17 protein-coding genes are annotated in these 17,998 nt (G+C 44.6%); 12 read left to right on the plus strand and 5 right to left on the minus strand.

The annotated features are described in order from the left end of the window. The first annotated feature begins 42 nt into the window (after nt 1-42). The 9 genes from A1QO_RS16060 to A1QO_RS16100 are packed head-to-tail and all read left to right on the plus strand — an operon-like array spanning nt 43 to nt 8,299. Nucleotides 43-573, plus strand: a complete 531-nt coding sequence (locus tag A1QO_RS16060; protein ID WP_017040438.1) for an acyl-CoA thioesterase — start codon at nt 43-45, stop codon at nt 571-573. Further along, nucleotides 560-1,258, plus strand: a complete 699-nt coding sequence (locus A1QO_RS16065) for a LolA family protein (RefSeq protein ID WP_017040439.1) — start codon at nt 560-562, stop codon at nt 1,256-1,258. The genes A1QO_RS16060 and A1QO_RS16065 overlap by 14 nt, the downstream gene beginning before the upstream one ends. Next, nucleotides 1,230-3,602: an MMPL family transporter gene (locus tag A1QO_RS16070; protein WP_017040440.1), complete on the plus strand. Its 2,373-nt coding sequence runs from the start codon at nt 1,230-1,232 to the stop codon at nt 3,600-3,602. The genes A1QO_RS16065 and A1QO_RS16070 overlap by 29 nt, the downstream gene beginning before the upstream one ends. Beyond that, nucleotides 3,599-4,222, plus strand: coding sequence for a DUF3261 domain-containing protein (locus tag A1QO_RS16075; RefSeq protein WP_017040441.1), 624 nt, complete (start codon nt 3,599-3,601; stop codon nt 4,220-4,222). Before A1QO_RS16070 ends, A1QO_RS16075 begins: the two co-directional genes overlap by 4 nt. 5 nt (nt 4,223-4,227) lie before the next feature. Then, nucleotides 4,228-5,427, plus strand: a complete 1,200-nt coding sequence (locus tag A1QO_RS16080) for a beta-ketoacyl-[acyl-carrier-protein] synthase family protein (protein ID WP_017040442.1) — start codon at nt 4,228-4,230, stop codon at nt 5,425-5,427. Then, a complete protein-coding gene (locus tag A1QO_RS16085) occupies nt 5,420-5,884 on the plus strand; it encodes a hotdog family protein (protein ID WP_017041516.1) in 465 nt (154 codons plus the stop codon). The genes A1QO_RS16080 and A1QO_RS16085 overlap by 8 nt, the downstream gene beginning before the upstream one ends. Further along, nucleotides 5,881-6,606, plus strand: a complete 726-nt coding sequence (locus tag A1QO_RS16090) for a 3-ketoacyl-ACP reductase FabG2 (RefSeq protein WP_017040444.1) — start codon at nt 5,881-5,883, stop codon at nt 6,604-6,606. Before A1QO_RS16085 ends, A1QO_RS16090 begins: the two co-directional genes overlap by 4 nt. Further along, a complete protein-coding gene (locus tag A1QO_RS16095) occupies nt 6,603-7,826 on the plus strand; it encodes a beta-ketoacyl-ACP synthase (RefSeq protein ID WP_017040445.1) in 1,224 nt (407 codons plus the stop codon). Before A1QO_RS16090 ends, A1QO_RS16095 begins: the two co-directional genes overlap by 4 nt. 8 nt (nt 7,827-7,834) lie before the next feature. Continuing rightward, nucleotides 7,835-8,299, plus strand: a complete 465-nt coding sequence (locus A1QO_RS16100; RefSeq protein ID WP_017040446.1) for an Sbal_3080 family lipoprotein — start codon at nt 7,835-7,837, stop codon at nt 8,297-8,299. 121 nt (nt 8,300-8,420) lie between these two features. Here the strand turns inward: A1QO_RS16100 and gltX are convergent, their stop codons facing one another. The 3 genes from gltX to A1QO_RS16115 all read right to left on the minus strand — a co-directional run bounded on the left by gltX (nt 8,421) and on the right by A1QO_RS16115 (nt 11,859). Then, complete coding sequence (gltX, locus tag A1QO_RS16105; protein WP_017035108.1) at nt 8,421-9,848, minus strand: glutamate--tRNA ligase; 1,428 nt, start codon at nt 9,846-9,848, stop codon at nt 8,421-8,423. A 180-nt stretch (nt 9,849-10,028) separates the two neighbouring features. After that, on the minus strand, nt 10,029-10,679 hold the full coding sequence (locus tag A1QO_RS16110) for a YccT family protein (RefSeq protein ID WP_017038035.1): 651 nt from the start codon (nt 10,677-10,679) through the stop codon (nt 10,029-10,031). Between the two features lie 70 nt (nt 10,680-10,749). Further along, nucleotides 10,750-11,859: a porin gene (locus A1QO_RS16115; protein ID WP_017040447.1), complete on the minus strand. Its 1,110-nt coding sequence runs from the start codon at nt 11,857-11,859 to the stop codon at nt 10,750-10,752. A gap of 534 nt (nt 11,860-12,393) precedes the next feature. Between A1QO_RS16115 and A1QO_RS16120 the strand changes: the two genes are divergently transcribed. Then, nucleotides 12,394-15,123, plus strand: a complete 2,730-nt coding sequence (locus tag A1QO_RS16120; protein WP_017041517.1) for a heavy metal translocating P-type ATPase — start codon at nt 12,394-12,396, stop codon at nt 15,121-15,123. 8 nt (nt 15,124-15,131) lie between these two features. Then, nucleotides 15,132-15,572: a DUF411 domain-containing protein gene (locus tag A1QO_RS16125; RefSeq protein WP_017041518.1), complete on the plus strand. Its 441-nt coding sequence runs from the start codon at nt 15,132-15,134 to the stop codon at nt 15,570-15,572. A 112-nt stretch (nt 15,573-15,684) separates the two neighbouring features. Here A1QO_RS16125 and A1QO_RS16130 read toward each other — a convergent pair whose 3' ends face one another. Together A1QO_RS16130 and A1QO_RS20465 are read right to left on the minus strand one after the other, a co-directional pair. Beyond that, nucleotides 15,685-16,380 carry an oligogalacturonate-specific porin KdgM family protein gene (locus A1QO_RS16130; RefSeq protein WP_017035103.1) on the minus strand — a complete coding sequence of 232 codons (696 nt, stop codon included), beginning with the start codon at nt 16,378-16,380 and terminating at the stop codon, nt 15,685-15,687. Between the two features lie 385 nt (nt 16,381-16,765). Beyond that, the gene (locus tag A1QO_RS20465; RefSeq protein WP_017035102.1) at nt 16,766-16,906 is read right to left on the minus strand and encodes a hypothetical protein; all 141 of its coding nucleotides are present in this window, start codon (nt 16,904-16,906) and stop codon (nt 16,766-16,768) included. Nucleotides 16,907-16,925: 19 nt separating this feature from the next. On the opposite strand from A1QO_RS20465, the gene A1QO_RS16135 reads away from it, so the two are divergent. Then, the gene (locus A1QO_RS16135; protein WP_017041519.1) at nt 16,926-17,807 is read left to right on the plus strand and encodes a TraB/GumN family protein; all 882 of its coding nucleotides are present in this window, start codon (nt 16,926-16,928) and stop codon (nt 17,805-17,807) included. Nucleotides 17,808-17,998: the final 191 nt, after the last annotated feature.

The raw sequence follows: 17,998 nt of genomic DNA on the forward strand, positions 1-17,998 counted from the left end.
TAAAGTAGCTAACCCTTTACGCAATATTGTTGAGAGCGATTTATGTCTGAAATCCTTCATCCATTACAATCTGAGGTGACACTTATCACCTCATTCCAAGATGCCGACCCGATGGGCGTGATCTATCACGGTAATTACTTCCGATTTTTTGAAGAAGTAAGGCGCATCATGATGGATAAGATTGAGTACAACTACCATGAGATGAAGGACTCAGGCTACATGTGGCCGATCATCGACACGCGTGTAAAGTACATTAAGGCGATACCGTTCAATCATCAGATCAAGGTATCGGCTAAGTTGACTGAATGGGAAAACCGCCTGCGTGTTGACTACGAAATTCACGATGCCAACACAGGTTCTCGCATGACACGCGCCCACACAATGCAGGTTGCGGTGACCATTGAAGAACAAGAGATGTGCTTCGCTTCACCGAAAGTGTTTACAGATAAAGTCGAGCACTGGCATCAATTTGGCTGCTTATCCCAATCAACTGAGCAGCAACCAAGCGACCAACAATCAGACCCATCTCAAGTATCTAACACACAGCAGCAGGTGAAACATGAGTCTGTTTAAGCGCGGACGTAAGCACATCTGCATCGCACTAGTAGGGCTTGCCTCAATGATGGTGAGTAGCTTTGCTATTGCTAATGAAAGTACAGCTACGGTTGGCTCTATTTCAGATCTGCAAACAGTATTAAGCTCAAACAACATAGTGCGTGGTAAATTCACCCAAACGCGCAACATGGAAATGTTCGCCCAGCCTTTGACGTCACAAGGTACTTTCCTGTTAGACAAGTCGAATGGTTTGCTTTGGACACAAGCTACCCCCTTTCCTGTGAGCTTGGTGCTAACCGATAACAAGCTGAGCCAAGGTTTTGCTGATCAACCCGCTAAAATCATCACCGACAAAGAAAACCCAATGGCGTTTTATTTCAGCCATATATTCTTATCGGTGTTCCACGGGGATACGCAAAAACTCCAAGAACAATTCTCACTCGACTTTGAGCCTGCAACCACTACAAACACTGATGAAACTGCAAACGCAAGTTCACAAGACACACGATGGACACTCACTCTAAAGCCGAAAAGTGCTCCGATGAACGCGGTGTTTGAAGCCATTACGCTGCAAGGTCACAATGATATTGAACGTATTGAGTTGAGAGAGATTCGTGGAGACAGCACGGTGATCGAATTTAGTCAGTTAAGCCATCTACCGGAAGTATTATCAGATGCTGAAGCGCAACAATTCCAACTCTAGTCTTGCCCTTGTTTGGCTTGTTGTCGTCATGCTATTTAGCGGATTGTTAATCAAACAATTCGCTTTTTCTTCGTCGGTACCCATTGAAAGCAACATTCTAAAGTTACTACCAGAAAACCAGCAAGACCCAATGGTAGAGCAAGCCTTTCAGCAGATATCCAGCTCGATGAGCGAGCAAGTAGTGTTTATCATCAGCGCCCCCGACATCGACCAAGCCATGATTGCGACCGACGCTTTTGAAAAAGCTCTCAACCAAAGAGCTTTTTCAAGTCAGCCAACTCTGTTTAAGCAAGTTCAAGGCAAAATCAACGCCAGCACCCAAAGCCAGTGGAGCGATTTCTACTTTCGTCACCGAGCTCAACTGCTGACCCAACAACAAAAAGAGACACTGACACACTCGCCGGATTCGCGAGCTCAATATGTCATCCAATCTCTGTACAATCCTTTCTCGGGCGTCACTGCAGCCGAACTGTCGATGGATCCATTTCTGCTATTTCGCGACTACATCAGTGCTGTTGGCGTTCAATCAAGTAACTTTGTTCTGAAAGAAGGGTACCTCACCGCTCAATCTAATGAGCAAACTCATATTTTGGTCACGGCAACTCTGGCTGGCTCGCCTTATAGCTTGGCGATTCAAGAACAACTTCCTGATCTTGATTCAATTGAGCTCGAGGTCGAAAAACAGTTTGGCGTCAAAGTGCAGCATACCGGTGTGGTGTTCTACGCAAATTACGGCACCGAAAGCGCGAAATCAGAAATCAGTACCATTGGTTTGGGCTCATTAGCCGGTGTTATTTTATTGGTGTGGCTGACGTTTCGTAGTGCCCTACCACTTGCCTTATCCTTGCTTTCCATCAGCACTGGGTTGTTGGTTGCGCTTGCAAGCACCGTCGCTATCTTCGGCAAGGTTCACCTATTTAGTTTGGTGTTCGGTGCCAGCTTGATTGGCGTATCCATCGATTACTCTTTTCACTTCCTTACCGATCGCTTAGCGGCAGGAAGTAAATGGCAAAGTAAAAAAGGGTTGCAACATATCCTTATTGCGATCAGCTTGGGGCTTATTACTAGCTTGATTGGCTACCTAGGCTTGCTTGTTGCACCTTTCCCAGGCTTACAACAGCTTGCTTTGTTCTCGTCAATTGGACTCATTGCAGCTTACGCCAGTGTAGTGTGTTGGTACCCCGTTTTAGCGGCGAAACCAAGTCAGGAACGTCCACTCCCCCTAGCGAAGCTTTGGCATAGTTGGTTGAGTGTATGGAGCAAGCCAAAATTCAGAATAGGCTTACCGTTAACGGTGACTGTCGTTAGCATAATGTCACTCAGTCAAATTCGTTACGACGACGATATACGCCAACTTCAGGCAATGCCAGAGCAGCTCAAACAGCAAGAGCAAGCCATCACTGAGATTTCAGGATTAGGCAGTGGTCAAAATATGCTGTTGGTGACTGCGAAAAGTAATCAAGCATTACTGAAAAAATTGGCATTGATCACCTCTGAATTAGATTCATTGATCGAGAAGCGAGGCATCTCAGGATATCGCAGCGTCAATCAACAATTGTTAAGCAAACAACAACAACGTGATAACTATCAATTGGTTGAACAACTTTATAGCCAGCAAAGCCATATCTTACAGAACACTCTTGGTTGGCCTAGCTTTCCAGAATTACCTAAGTTCGAAGCAATCACGGTATCTGGATTTTTAGAATCACCGGTGTCAGAACCTGTTCGACCACTTTGGTTAAAGCCTATCGATGGACAAGCGGCGTCAGTCATCATGATCAAAGACGTTACAAACTCAGCACTGTTCTCTCAATGGCTCGATTCAAGCTTTGCTCAGCAACAAGGTGTTAAATACCTTAATAAAGCCGATGAAATCTCCGCTCTCTTTGCGGAATACAGAGTCAAGATCACCGAGCTATTATTGATAGCTTTGGCCGCTATTGGGATGGTTTTAGGTTGGCGCTACGGTGTGAAGCAAAGCCTATTAATGCTGTTGCCTTCATTGATTGCCGGAGTCGCAGGTTTAGCGGTCACGGGCATTTTAGGCTCGACACTGAATCTGTTTAACCTGCTTGGACTGATTCTAATTTTAGGGATTGGTATCGACTATACCCTGTTCTTTGCTGAGCAGAAAAAATCACTAAGCACCTTATTAGCGATTACCCTATCGGGTCTCACGACGTTGCTTTCATTTGGCTTATTGTCACTAAGTCAGACTCATGCCATTCATAGCTTCGGTGTTACTGTTCTGACAGGGATATTTGTCGCGTGGCTACTTTCGCCACTCGCGATCAACAATAGCAAAAACGTAGAAAGACCAACTTCTCGAGAGGTTTTTAGATGATCAGGACATTAAAAATCACCTTCGTCACACTAGTGGGTGTAATGCTCAGTGCCTGCTCGATGGTTTCTCAGCAGCCAACTGGTGCAAGTGTGTCTATCAACAATGACACCGAGCTAGCACTACCATTGCCAGCTGAACTGGGGTACTCCCTCACGGCCAGTCAACTGATTAGCGCTATGTGGGAAACCGACACACAGCAGCTTCCTGTTCAAGTCGAAGTCACACCGGATAAAGTGGTTTTAGCTGGGTTCTCCTCTTGGGGTACTCGTATTCTATCGCTGCAATACCAGAATCAAGTGATCGACACACAAGTTCTATCTGGCCTTGGCGCGACTTTACCGCAACCAGAACAGGTGCTTTTTAATTTAATGCTGACCTTATGGCCAGCAGACGCATGGGCGCAACCTTTACAAAGCATAGGTTGGCACCTAGTCGATACCGACAAAACAAGAACCGTTTTTGACGACAATCAACAAGCCATCATTCGTATTGAATACCAAGCAAAAGTCGGCGAACCAAAGACATCTGGAGAGATTGTTTTCAAGCATCTAACCCAAGGTTACACCATCACCATACAAACGTTGAACTCAACGATTGTCGACAACCCAAGTAAGAGTTGAACACTATGCCTATTTACATCCAAGACTGTGGTTTCCACTCAGCGTTAGGCTCAGAGATTGCAGACATTCATGGCTGCCTCACTAATGAGCGTGAGTCAAATATGGTCGAAGTGAAGGATATGCTGAACGATGGTAAACATACTGTCGTTGGTCAAATCGCGGGTGAACTGCCACCGATTCCTTCAGATCTTACGCAATACGCCACTCGCAACAATCAACTGGCGCTGTCGGCTCTTAATCAAATTGAAGACTCTATCGAGCAAGCAAAGTCTCAGTTTGGCGCAGATAGAATTGCAGTGGTTATCGGCACCAGTACTTCGGGAATTTCGGACGGTGAAGCCGCTTTTAAACACAAACTCGACCAAGGTTCTTTTCCCGAGCATTATCACTACTCAAAACAAGAGCTAGGAAACACTTCCGAGTTCGTTAGCCAATACTGCTCATTAACCGGGCCAAGCTACGCGGTCTCAACGGCTTGCTCATCCAGTGGTCGTGTGTTCCTCACTGCGCAACGTTTGCTAGATTCAGGCATGGCTGATGCTGTGTTAGTCGGTGGTGTGGATACCTTATGTAAGCTGACACTCAACGGTTTTCATGGTCTGGAAGCACTCTCAACGACACATTGTAAGCCATTTAGTGCAACCCGAGATGGTATTAATATCGGCGAAGCGGCGGCATTTATGTTGCTCAGCAAAACAAAACTAGCCGATGTAAATACAGCGCAAGACACGTCAAACATTGCCTTATTAGGCTGTGGTGACAGCTCTGACGCACACCATATTTCAGCGCCCCACCCTGAAGGAAATGGCGCTGAGCAAGCGATGAGAAAAGCTTTAGATTCTGCACAGTTACAAGCAGAGGACATCGGTTATATCAATGCCCATGGCACAGCAACGCCACTCAACGATTCAATGGAAAGCAAAGCCATCCATCGTATTTTTGCAAACAAGGTTCCCGTTAGCTCAACCAAGCCGCTTACCGGGCATACTCTAGGAGCTGCAAGTGCGATTGAGGCGGCAATTGCATGGCATATTTTAAAATATGACTTACCGCTTCCCTTACAAAAATGTCAGGATAAAGCTGAAGATATTGAGATTGATTTGGTAAACTGTACCCAGAAACTTAAAGTAAAGAACATCTTAAGCAACTCGTTTGCTTTTGGTGGTAACAACATTAGCCTGATTTTTGGTGTAGTAAATGACTGATATCCCTTCTGTAGACCAACTCCTCCCTCACGATGATCCGATGATATTAATCGATCGTGCTATCAACGTAGAGGCGTTGTCGATTCACTGTCAGGTCGATATTGGAGCTCATAATCTGTTCTTTAATGCTGAATCTCAAACCGTACCCGCTTATGTGGGTATCGAGTTTATGGCGCAGTCTGTGGCGGCATGGTCTGGATACCATGCACTGAAAAACGGCACCACTCCCCCAATCGGTTTCTTACTCGGTTCTCGCCGTTACAAGTCACTGTGTGATGAATTTGCTCAAGGTCAGACCCTTGACATCTACGCCGAGCAACTGATGGAAGACAGTGGCATGGCCGTGTTTACTGCTAGAGTCGAAGACCAAGGCGAGTTAGTGGCTCAATGCCAACTCAATGTCTACGTGCCGACCAAACAAAAATTACAAGAAATGAAAACTAGGAGCCCATCATGAGCCGTCAGGTTTTAGTCACTGGTGCCAGTAAAGGCATTGGTAAAGCGATCGCTATTCAACTCGCGAAAGACGGATTTGAAATCGCCGTTCATTACATGGGTGACAAGCAAGGTGCAGAAGAGACGCTGCAGTCGATCATCGAACTGGGCGGCGCAGGTCGTCTTATCCAATTTGATATCAGCAACCGCGGCGAGTGTCGCGAAAAGCTTGAGTCTGATATCGCTGAACATGGCGCTTACTATGGTGTAGTGAACAATGCGGGCATTACTCGTGACACGGCATTTCCAGCCATGACAGAAGAAGAGTGGGATGGCGTTATTCATACCAACCTCGACAGCTTCTACAACGTACTCCACCCATGTGTGATGCCAATGGTTCAGAAACGCAAAGGCGGTCGAATCGTTACTTTGGCTTCTGTATCCGGCATCATGGGTAACCGCGGTCAAACCAACTATGCGGCGGCAAAAGCCGGCGTGATTGGCGCAACTAAGTCTCTGGCTTTAGAGCTAGCGAAACGTAAAATCACAGTAAACTGTGTCGCTCCGGGTTTGATCGATACAGGTATGGTGGATGAGCATGTGAAAGATCATGCGCTTCCTCAAGTACCACTGCGCCGAATGGGTGAGCCGGAAGAAGTGGCAGGCCTAGTCAGCTACCTAATGTCTGATATTGCAGGCTACGTAACTCGCCAAGTGATTTCAGTCAATGGAGGCTTAGTATGACCCGCCGCGTTGTTGTAACTGGCATGTCTGGTGTTACCGCGTTTGGTAATGATTGGCAGCACATCGAACCAAAACTGAAAGCGTGTGAAAATGCCACTCAATATATGCCAAGTTTTGAGCAATACGATGGCCTCAACACTAAACTAGCTGCGCCTATTGATGACTTCCAATTACCAAAACACTACAAACGTAAACAGGTTCGAGGCATGGGTCGGGTTTCTCGCTTAGCCACTGTCGCGACTGAAGATGCACTAGAGCAAGCAGGGCTGATTGGCCACGACATTTTGACCAATGGCGAAACAGGCATTGCTTACGGCTCTTCAACCGGCAGTACTGATGCTGTAGGCGCGTTTGGCGTAATGCTCAACGAGAAGTCGACACGAGCGATCACCGCAACAACTTACGTGCAAATGATGCCACACACCGCAGCGGTAAACGTAGGATTGTTCTTTGGCCTGCGCGGCCGCGTGATTCCCACCAGCAGTGCCTGTACTTCAGGAAGCCAAGCGATTGGTTACGCCTATGAAGCGATCAAACACGGCTACCAAACCGTAATGGTTGCCGGTGGTGGTGAAGAGCTATGCCCTACTGAGTCTGCTGTTTTCGATACCCTTTTTGCTACCAGTTTAAAAAACGACACGCCAGAAAAATCCCCTAGTCCTTACGACAGCGAGCGCGATGGCTTAGTTATTGGTGAAGGTGCCGGCACGCTTGTTCTTGAAGAGTATGAACATGCCGTGGCTCGTGGTGCAAAGATCTACGCGGAGATCATCGGCTTTGCCAGCAACTGCGATGCTGCTCATGTGACCCAACCTCAGATGGAAACCATGCAAATCTGTATGGAAAAAGCTCTGAAAGATGCGCAACTTCCGGCAGAAAAAATCGGTTATGTTTCTGCGCACGGTACCGCCACTGAAAAAGGCGATATTGCAGAAAGTAATGCTACGGCGAACATTTTTGGCGAAGTGCCAATCAGTTCATTGAAAAGCTACTTTGGTCATACACTTGGTGCATGTGGTGCGATTGAAGCTTGGTTAAGCCTCGAAATGATGCATTCAGGTTGGTTCAGCCCAACATTGAACCTTGAGAACATCGACGAACGCTGCGGCAAGCTTGATTACATCACAGGATCTGGCCGTGAATTAAATGTTGAATACCTAATGAGCAATAACTTTGCCTTTGGCGGTATCAACACTTCAATCATCTTCAAAAAAATCTAGGATAGATAATGAAAAACTGGTTAGTTGTTGCTGTTGTCGTTTTGCTCGCAGGTTGTAGTGCCCCGAAGTATTCAGGAAATGCACTTCCTGAAGCAAATAACGTCGAAAATATCACCATCGTAGAAGATGTAAAAACACGCAGCATTTTCCTTGATTCCATGCTCGACTGGTGCCTGAACAATCAGGTGAAATGTAAAGTCGTTGCAGACGGTTCAGAACATAACCCAGAGGATATTACGCTTGATTACGTATCTCGCTGGAGTTGGGATTTCAGAACCTTTGTGGCAGACGCCAAGATCTCAGCTTATCAAGATCAACAGCGCGTAGGCAACGTAGAATTTAAGGCGCCCAATAGCGGCAATTTATCAAAGTTTGGCGACGATATCGAACGCATCAAAGCGATGATGGATATCTTGTTCGATAAAAAAACAGCGGCTCAAGCGACCCAAATGATTGCTGACGACAAGCTATAACGAATCCAGTTCTGATCAGCAGAGTTCGGATCGACAAAGCTCTAAGCGACGAAGCTCAAGACAAATAAAAAGGGTCAGTAACCAAGTTACTGACCCTTTTTTGAATCTAGCAATCGCTCAATTAAGCGTTAGCTTCACGCTCAGCGATGAACTCAAGAGCCATCTTGATGCGAGCGATTACGCGCTCTTTACCAACAAGCTCCATCACTGCATCAACAGAAGGAGACTGACCGCCACCTGTTACTGCTACGCGAAGTGGCATACCGATTTTACCCATGCCGATCTCTAGCTCTTCACATACTGCTGCAATCACACCATCTTTGATGTTTGCAGTAGTGAAATCTTCAAGTGCTTCAACCTTAGCAAGAGCAAGCTCTAGTGGGCCTTTAGCAACACCACGTAGGTGCTTCTTAGCTGCGCCAGCTTCAAACTCAGAGAAATCTTCGTAGAAGTAACGAGACTGCTCAGCAAGTTCGATAAGCGTATTACAACGCTCGCCAACTAGCGTGATCACGTCAGTGATCGCTGGTCCGTTTGTGGTATCGATCTTCTGTGCGTCTAGGTGCCATTGCAGGTATTTTGCAACGTACTCAGGCTCAGAAGTCTTGATGTAGTGGTTGTTCAACCAAAGTAGTTTTTCAGTGTTGAATGCAGATGCAGACTTGCTGATAGCCTTCAGGCTGAAGAATTCAATCATCTCTTCTTGAGAGAAGATCTCTTGGTCACCGTGAGACCAACCTAAACGAACTAGGTAGTTGTTTAGTGCATTGGGTAGGTAACCTTCGTCGCGGTATTGCATGACAGAAACGGCACCGTGACGCTTAGAAAGTTTCGCACCGTCATCACCAAGAATCATTGCACAGTGAGCGAAAGTTGGAACTGGCGCGCCTAGTGCTTCGTAGATGTTGATTTGACGAGGTGTGTTGTTGATGTGGTCTTCACCACGAACAACGTGTGTAATACCCATATCCCAGTCATCTACTACAACCACAAAGTTGTAAGTTGGAGCACCGTCTGTACGACGAATGATTAGGTCATCAAGTTGGCTGTTAGCAATTTCGATGCGACCACGGATTTGGTCATCAAATACTACACTGCCTTCTTTAGGGTTACGGAAACGGATAACGCATGCATCACCTTCTTTTGCTGCTTCGTTTGCTGCAACAATTTTAGGGTGGTTCGCATCGTAACGAGCCATTTCTTTGTTTTCTTCTTGCTCTGCACGAATTTCATCAAGCAGATCTTTAGACGCGTAACATTTGAATGCTTTGTCTTCAGCAAGTAGCTTATCAACCATTTCGTTGTAACGGTCAAAACGCTTAGATTGGTAGTAAGGGCCTTCATCCCATTCCATACCCATCCATTGCATGCCTTCTAGAATTGCATCAACCGCTTCTTGAGAGTTACGCTCAAGGTCCGTGTCTTCGATACGTAGAACGAATTCACCACCTTGGTTCTTAGCGAATAGCCAAGAGTAAAGTGCAGTACGTGCACCACCAACGTGAAGATAGCCAGTTGGGCTAGGAGCAAAACGAGTTTTAACCGTCATTTAAAATACCTTGATTGTCTTGATGACTTAGTACGCTAACAACATTTTACCGAGTCGTTAGCGCTAAAATTTGCGCATTATTTTAGCACTGATAAGTAATACTACAATCGGAATGATCGTTAAATACTCGCTAAATAATGCTCAAGCCATCGACAAGCTACCAATAACTCATCATCACGATCAGTTATTTAGATTTTTCACCGCCCAAGATACGAACTCTTGGCGTTGTTCTGGTGTCATAGCCAGGAAATCAGCTTGCAGAGAACTAGGCTTGCTTACCGGTTTCGTTTGCTTCTTAGGCGATTCGATTTCAGGAAGAGTGACAGGCTTCGCGATAGATGCAGCCGCTACGCTAGTCGAAGCGATCGCAGCTTTACCACCTGCTTGGTTGTAACTACTTAACATTGCATCGTAGTCTTTAATTAATGCGAAGGTTTCATTGGTGATCACATCGGTTGAGACTGGAACGTCTTTACCCGCGCTAGTGACTTTTACGCTCGGTGCTCGATTATATTTATTCACCGCACGTTCATCGCGAATCGCGAATGGCGTTTCCAATAATAGCGTTTGATCAGCAGAGTCAAATGTAACCACTAATGGGGATGAGTTAAACTTCTCTTTCCCACCATTGGTATCAATCATTGCGGTAACTCGGACCAATAACTGATTTTGACCATTTTCAATTTTCAAATCGCCTTTACCACTGTTGGCAATCTGATTGATTTCTTGGTTAACCGCTAATATTTCCACGCGAGAATCCGTTTGGATTGTGGTTTTAGCATAGGAGAACGTGCTGAAAAGAGCGAGAGATAATATAGCTAGTTTTTTCATAGGATTACCAACTTACAGAAACAACAAAGGCGGACATTAAGTCCGCCAGAATATACCGTTTAGAAATGGATTAGAATACCCATTCAGTACCGATACGGATCATGAGATCTTTATCATAAGCGGTATCATCTTGCTGAGTTAGACGAACAAATGTGTAAACAGAATTGAACGAGTAACCTGCCTCACCAGAGATAGATGTAACATCTAAATCTTTATCTTTTTGGTTGTCTGTCTTACCTGTTTGATCGGCGTAACCGACACGGAAGTTCATTGCGCCATGGTAGTAGTTTGCTTGAATAGAATAAGCATCGATTTCACGTTCAGTGTATCCGTAACCGCCACCGCTATTTGTGGAATCATAAGACCCAGTTTTGTACGCACCTAAAACATTAAAGCTATCCATAGGGCGCAACTCAAAACCTACAAACGCTGAGTCAGTGTCACCAATAGAAGCCGCTTTACCTGTATCCCATGTTGGACTTCCATCTGGTGCTGGGTTATTTGAGTTCCAGTAAGCATCCTCACCGCCTTCAAAAATGGTTCCCTTTGCTGTTTCGTATGCCGCATGTACAGTTAACATGTCAATAGGGGTTACTGATACAGAACCACTGAAGAAGTTTGAATCTTCATGGTTCTCACTACCGTTACCACCAGATAAACTGAATTTAACCATGTCACCAAACATTGGAGAGTCGTAACGTGCCATCTGGCTCTTACGATCAAAATGGTAACGCTCACCGCTACGCCATGCTCGGTCGAATGTTCGGCCTAGGTTAGAAGCTGAGTAAGGCCAATCCACTAGTTCATATAATGGCGTTAGCATACGGCCAAAACGTACAGAACCCCATTCATCACCACGCATACCAACAAATGTGTCACGATTACCCAGTTTTGCGCCATCATCTAAAACCCAACCAGATTCAACTTGCATAAACGCTGTTACGCTGTCTGTCATCACTTTAGCAGCACGGAAACCGATACGAGTTTCATTCTCTAACGCCCAACCATCATCAGGTGAGCCGTCTGTTTTCGTTTGGTTGTAATCAACAGCAGAGATAGATACCACACCGTATACTTCAACGTTTGCATCGTTAGCATCACCAATCATATATGCGTTTGCAGTACCTGCGGCCATCATAACTGCTGCGCCTACGAGAGACTTCTTGAATACATTTTTCATTGTTTTAACCCTTTCCCATTTGTTAGGAATTTATTTATATTTTTATTAGCAACGCAGGGAACTACTGGACTAAATAGCTGACTAACGTTGCACTGCTTTTCATGGACGAGGCAAATATTGCAAACTTTTTTTCCAATAAAAAATAAAGCCATTATTTATTCGACACACTTCAAATAAAAATAAAGATAAAATAAATAAAACCAATAAAAACATAATCTTAAACAAACATAAAATAATGTATTTTAGGTCCGCCACATCCAAACCTTCATCAAGGTCACATAAACACGGTCAGTAACGGTAAAATCCAGATCTTAATCACATGCGTTTTTTGTATTTATTTTCCTTTTTATTTTAATCCGACTGAAATCTTGATTAAGATCTCACATTTGTCTCAGCTCATCTGACACTCACCTGACAGTTCAATCGCAATTTAATCGTCTATACCTAAATGGCATTTCGTTGATTCTCACCTTGACCTTACCCATAAGGTAAGGTTTATGCTCTTTACTATGCTAGAACCTTAGGAAAATAACCATGAATCAATATTCCATACCTTTAATTGGGCTCAATTGCATGGGCTGTGCAAAAAAAGTAGACAAAGCGTTAAACGAGCAGTACCCAGTGAATATTGATTTCCTTTCAAAAGACTATATCGAGCTGCGCAGTGACGCCTCTTTTCATCAACTTGCAGTGATCATCGAAAATTTAGGCTATAACGCTGGGCACTATTTTGAATTTACACTTTCAGGCCTGAGTTGTTCTCGCTGTGTCGAAAAACTTAGCCAGTTGATTGAACAGGATGACTCTATTGGCCTTTTCTCTGCGACCAAAGAATTACTGACCGTCTACACCATTAACGATCACACTTACGTTCAAGAATTAGTGGCCTCACTGGGGTATAACGCCCAGCTTGTTTCAGATAACTTATCAACCATTCAATCAGAAGAAGACCATCAAGCGATCAGCCAGTCGAAAGTCATGAATTCAGCTGAAGTTTTGCCAACAGAACACCACCGTTTACATCTATCCATTCATGGAATGACATGCGCCAGTTGCGTTTCATCAGTCGAAAAAGCGTTAAATGGGGGTGATGGTGTTATTGCTGTTCAAATCAACCTAGCAGAACAAAGTGCAGTGGTCGAAATCAACAAAAAAAACATTAACTTAGGTACCGAACAAGCGCTTCTTATCGAAATTGGTAAAGCGGGCTATCAAGCTGAAGTAGTTAATGATCCGATGGTTTCTCAACAAAAACAAAAAACTCAACGATTGCTCGTGCTAAATCGCCATAAGCAAAACGCCATCAACGCATTATTGATAGGTGGCCCATTAATGCTATGGGGAATGCTTGGTGGAAATATGATGATCCGCTCCAATTCCGATCAGGTCGCTTGGGGAGCGGTTGGGATCGTGTGCTTATTCTTGATGATGACATCAGGTCGGCTTTTTTATATCAATGCCTTAAAAGCAGTAAAACATCGCCGAGCCACGATGGATACATTGATTGCTCTAGGCACTGGCGCGGCATGGCTCTACTCGATGCTCATGGTCGCTTTTCCGTTTTGGTTCCCAGAAAATGCTCGGCATGTCTACTTTGAAGCAACCGCCATGATCATTGGTCTCATTTCGTTAGGCCACTATATAGAAGCCAAAGCCAAAGCAAAAACAACGCAATCCCTGCAAGCACTGATTAACTTGCAACCACAATCGGCAACATTAATCACATCAGATAGCGATGCCACCGTTACCCAAACCATTGCGGTGAGTGAGATAAAAACAGGGATGCTACTTAGAATTCGGCCTGGTGAGAAAATTCCAGTGGATGGCATTGTGACAAGCGGTGAATCCTATATTGATGAAGCAATGCTCACTGGTGAACCTATTCCAACACTCAAGCAACAAGCTGACCGTGTGTCGGCAGGAACGTTAAATCAGGATGGCAGCTTGACGATCGAAGCCACAGGGGTTGGTGCTGAAACCATGCTTGCGCGAATTATACAGCTTGTCCGTTTAGCGCAAAGTAGCAAGCCAGCCATTGCAAAACTAGCCGATCAAATTTCAGCAGTGTTTGTTCCGGTGGTTATGGTTATTGCCATGCTTTCGATGGCGGTTTGGTACCTTTATGGCCCCGAACCAAAACTGAGCTATATGTTAATTGCTGCAACCACGGTGCTTATTATCGCTTGTCCCTGCGCACTTGGACTGGCTACTCCCCTGTCTGTTACGGTTGGAATTGGTAAAGCCGCTGAAATGGGCATTTTAATTAAAGATGCCGATGTCCTACAAACGGCCAGCAAGATTACCACGGTGGTATTTGATAAGACGGGAACCCTGACCCAGGGTAGCCCAACGGTTCAAAACGTCGTTTCGTTTGGTGTCTCTGAGCAAACAGTGTTGCAATATGCCTACAGTGCAGAACAGCACTCAGAGCATCCCCTTGCAAAATCCATTTGCCAGTATTCAAAGCAGCATCAGATCGTTCCACAAGGTATAGAAGACTTTCAAAACCTTAAAGGCAGAGGAATTAGTACCAAAGTGAACGGAAAAACATTGCTTATCGCATCCCCTCACTACCTCCAAACCCTAAATATCGATATGCAAAACGCACAAACGGCTCTTCAGCAAAGTGAAGTTCAAGCCTGGACGTCCATCGCTATTGCTGTTGATAACACGCTGATTGGTATTATTTCTTTGTCTGATTCGATTAAAGAAGAATCCAAAAAAGCGATTGATGCCCTGAAACAACAGCACATTAAAACCGTCATGTTAACTGGTGATAACCCTGCGGTAGCCAATGCAATCGCAAAACAACTGGGGATTGATCGTGTTATTGCCCAAGTGCTTCCTGACGAAAAATCGCACCACATTTTACAATTGCAACAACAAGGCGAAAAAGTGGCGATGGTCGGTGATGGTGTCAATGATGCTCCTGCCCTAGCGCAATCCGATATGGGTATTGCTATGGGGAGTGGCAGTGATGTCGCCATTGAAAGTGCGCAAATGACACTATTGAATTCCTCACCACTAGCGGTGGTTAATGCCATCGCTTTGTCTAGAGCAACAGTCTCCAACATTAAACAGAATCTATTCGGCGCATTTGTTTATAACGCGCTGGGTATTCCCATAGCTGCAGGCGTTTTATTTCCCGCTTTCGGTTTTTTATTAAGCCCAGTGGTTGCAGGAGCCGCAATGGCGCTCTCTTCAATTACTGTGGTCAGTAACGCTAACCGTTTACGTCTATTTAAACCTAAATTCAACTCATAGAGGCTATTATGAAATTCAACATCCTTACTCTCGCCCTGATCAGTAGTTTCTCTGCCAATGTCCTTTCTGCCGATGTGATTAACCACAAATCGCCATATTGCGGTTGCTGTGGCGATTGGACAAAGCACATGATAGAAGCTGGCTTTACAGTCAAAGAAGAACTGCACGAGAACATGAACCCAATCAAAGAGAAGTTTGGTATTACCCCAAAACTAGCTTCTTGCCATACGGCTGAAATTGACGGGTATGTCTTTGAAGGTCACATTCCAGCAGAAGACATTAAAGCATTTCTCGACAACCCACCAAAGAACGCAAAAGGGCTAGCGGTGCCTGGAATGCCGATGGGCTCGCCAGGCATGGAATATGGGGAGAATCGCGATGCCTACTCCGTCTACGCTTTTAATGATGAAGGTCAAACGTTTGAGTACCGCCATTACGAAGCGAAATAAGACGCCCTGAACGACATCAATAATGTTACCGCACCAATAAAAAGAGCCTAGCGATTTGCTAGGCTCTTTTAGTAAGACTTTAGTTTGGACAAACTAAACCATTAAAGCTTGATTAGAAGCCGTAAGAAGCACCGAATACGAATGCTGTATTCTCTTTCTTATCAGAACCATCTAGGTTTTTAGCACCGTGACCTTGGCTACGTAGCTCAAAGTAAGGTTGAACACCAGAGCGAGTCCATGTAGCGCGGAACTCGTGATCCATCGTGTTGTCGCTGTTATCAACCGATACGAATACGTTGTTGTACGCTAATACTACTGGCGCATCTTCTAGTGTGTAACCGATACGGTTATCAAAACGCAATTGATCGTTATCGCTGTCTTTAATGTTGTGGTAACGAGTACGGTTGCTAATAGCAATACCGTTGTCGAAGTTGTAACCGATTTTAACTAGAGGACGATTTTGAACTGTTTCGCCATTGTTAAGTAGGTGGTGGTAACCAACAGCAATCCAAAGGTTGTCATTAAATGCGTAGCTTTGCTCAGCACCTAAAGTAATGTAAGGAGTAGCGCCTACACCTTCATTGAATTCGCCTTCATAGCTACCAAGAGAAATCCCGTCAAACTCAGTTAATAGCGTTAGACCACCAACGCTGTTGTCAAAAGTGTGGCCCGCTTCTAAAGTAGAAGTGGCATTAGGGTTTTTGTTCTCGCTGTGGAATTGCACGTTACCCGTAACGTAAGAAGAGCCAGCGAATGCGCTTGAAGCGAAAGCAAGAGAAAGAGCGCTTAGAGCGATAATTTTTTTCATAATTAACTGCCTTTAAAAATTTAGTACGACTGTAAACTTGGTATTTCAATCACCATCAGTAGTCGTTAATAAGGGATTGCCTTCCTGGCTTGAGATGAATACTGCACCATTTAATTCACTCCAGAAAATAAATTAGCATATAGAGTGATCCAGTTCACTTTGTTGAACTTGACCACATAAAAAGAACATACAAATCATTAACTTATATAAATAAAAAATAATGTAAAAAAACATAATGTGATATGTATCATCCGTTTTATTTTTTGCGGAAAGCAAATTACGATCTTGATCACGCTCTCTTTATCTGGCTTTAGTAAATCAAACATCGGGAACCTACATAATCTGACTTAGCTCACATTTCCACTGAGCACTGACGTAATATTTGTCAGAGCCCCGCATCAAGGGTTAACCCATAAGTCATATCAATCGAAAAGCAGCACTGACTCGCATCAGCCCTAATGAAACGTAAACTGATTTCATTACGCTGTTTCAATTGTTTTTGTGTGCGACTATCATTTCTGTTCATTCCAATTCGGTGTTTGACTATGCGTATCCTTTTATTCGGCTTTTCATTACTATTATTCAGCTCGGTAGCATCCAGTGAGCCGCTTTACTGGTCCGCTAAAAAAGGGCCATACGATTTGATGGTTCTTGGGTCAATTCATGTCGGTAGCGAAAAGATGTATCCATTACCTTCTTCTATTACCGAGTTTTTACGCACGAGTGATGGCTTGATATTGGAAACCGATACTCGTAAAACAGCAGATATTGTGTATCCCATCGCCACTCATACGGCAGAAACCGTTCTCTCAGAACCTCAACAAAAGCAATTAAGCCTTATTGCTAAAGAACTTAATCTGGCGTCTGAAACGCTTTTAAGCATGTCTCCCTGGACAGCCGCCCTCGCCATTCAAATGGGTAACCTAAACCAAATGGGTTTGAAAACAGCGCTCGGTGTTGATCATGTCTTACTCTATGACGCAATCTTTCAAGACATAGACATCCTTGGTTTAGAGTCACTGCAGTTTCAAATCGATCTCTTAGCGACATTGCCTAATGACGGTAAAGAATTACTCGTTGCCGCCTTGGATGAATATCAATCCGCACAACAAGATGTGAATTGCTTGGTAGAGAGTTGGGCACTGGGTGATGCCGATAACATGGCGCAATTTGCAGAAGCCAGCCAGCTATCGGAAGAATTAGAGCGGCGCATGATGACTGACAGAAATCTTGATTGGGCAGAAAAGCTCGACTCCGGTAAAATTCCAGGAGAAAAAAGCGTCGCTTTAAAAGGCGGGCGATATTTGGTCGTGGTTGGGACGCTTCACCTGCTTGGTAAAAACAACCTAATCGAAGCATTGAAAGAGAAAGGGTTTGAAATTGAAAAACTCTCGAAGACACAAAAAGCGAAATGTGAGTTTTTATAGAAAGCCAGAATGCAAAAAAGCCATAGCATTTCTGCTACGGCTTTCTTTAATGTGGCGGTGAAGAGCTTATTTTGAACATCAGGCGAACCCCACTTAGGTTCACCCCATTTCCCATACCCTGAAACGACGAAAGCCTGCTCAATGAGCAGGCTTTCTAAATATGGTCGGTGAAGAGGGATTCGAACCCCCGA

Source organism: Vibrio genomosp. F10 str. ZF-129 (assembly GCF_000287055.2).
Taxonomy (GTDB): Bacteria; Pseudomonadota; Gammaproteobacteria; order Enterobacterales; family Vibrionaceae; genus Vibrio.

What these genes read in the sequence shown, in the direction of transcription:
- A1QO_RS16080 (WP_017040442.1), top strand. Translation starts at nt 4,228, where the DNA reads ATGCCTATTTACATCCAAGACTGTGGTTTCCACTCAGCGTTAGGCTCA.
- A1QO_RS16125 (WP_017041518.1), top strand. Translation starts at nt 15,132, where the DNA reads ATGAAATTCAACATCCTTACTCTCGCCCTGATCAGTAGTTTCTCTGCC.
- A1QO_RS16135 (WP_017041519.1), top strand. Translation starts at nt 16,926, where the DNA reads ATGCGTATCCTTTTATTCGGCTTTTCATTACTATTATTCAGCTCGGTA.
- A1QO_RS16070 (WP_017040440.1), top strand. Translation starts at nt 1,230, where the DNA reads ATGCTGAAGCGCAACAATTCCAACTCTAGTCTTGCCCTTGTTTGGCTT.
- A1QO_RS16085 (WP_017041516.1), top strand. Translation starts at nt 5,420, where the DNA reads ATGACTGATATCCCTTCTGTAGACCAACTCCTCCCTCACGATGATCCG.
- A1QO_RS16060 (WP_017040438.1), top strand. Translation starts at nt 43, where the DNA reads ATGTCTGAAATCCTTCATCCATTACAATCTGAGGTGACACTTATCACC.
- A1QO_RS16090 (WP_017040444.1), top strand. Translation starts at nt 5,881, where the DNA reads ATGAGCCGTCAGGTTTTAGTCACTGGTGCCAGTAAAGGCATTGGTAAA.
- A1QO_RS16115 (WP_017040447.1), bottom strand. Translation starts at nt 11,859, where the DNA reads ATGAAAAATGTATTCAAGAAGTCTCTCGTAGGCGCAGCAGTTATGATG.
- A1QO_RS16100 (WP_017040446.1), top strand. Translation starts at nt 7,835, where the DNA reads ATGAAAAACTGGTTAGTTGTTGCTGTTGTCGTTTTGCTCGCAGGTTGT.
- A1QO_RS20465 (WP_017035102.1), bottom strand. Translation starts at nt 16,906, where the DNA reads ATGAACAGAAATGATAGTCGCACACAAAAACAATTGAAACAGCGTAAT.
- gltX (WP_017035108.1), bottom strand. Translation starts at nt 9,848, where the DNA reads ATGACGGTTAAAACTCGTTTTGCTCCTAGCCCAACTGGCTATCTTCAC.
- A1QO_RS16075 (WP_017040441.1), top strand. Translation starts at nt 3,599, where the DNA reads ATGATCAGGACATTAAAAATCACCTTCGTCACACTAGTGGGTGTAATG.
- A1QO_RS16065 (WP_017040439.1), top strand. Translation starts at nt 560, where the DNA reads ATGAGTCTGTTTAAGCGCGGACGTAAGCACATCTGCATCGCACTAGTA.
- A1QO_RS16130 (WP_017035103.1), bottom strand. Translation starts at nt 16,380, where the DNA reads ATGAAAAAAATTATCGCTCTAAGCGCTCTTTCTCTTGCTTTCGCTTCA.
- A1QO_RS16095 (WP_017040445.1), top strand. Translation starts at nt 6,603, where the DNA reads ATGACCCGCCGCGTTGTTGTAACTGGCATGTCTGGTGTTACCGCGTTT.
- A1QO_RS16120 (WP_017041517.1), top strand. Translation starts at nt 12,394, where the DNA reads ATGAATCAATATTCCATACCTTTAATTGGGCTCAATTGCATGGGCTGT.
- A1QO_RS16110 (WP_017038035.1), bottom strand. Translation starts at nt 10,679, where the DNA reads ATGAAAAAACTAGCTATATTATCTCTCGCTCTTTTCAGCACGTTCTCC.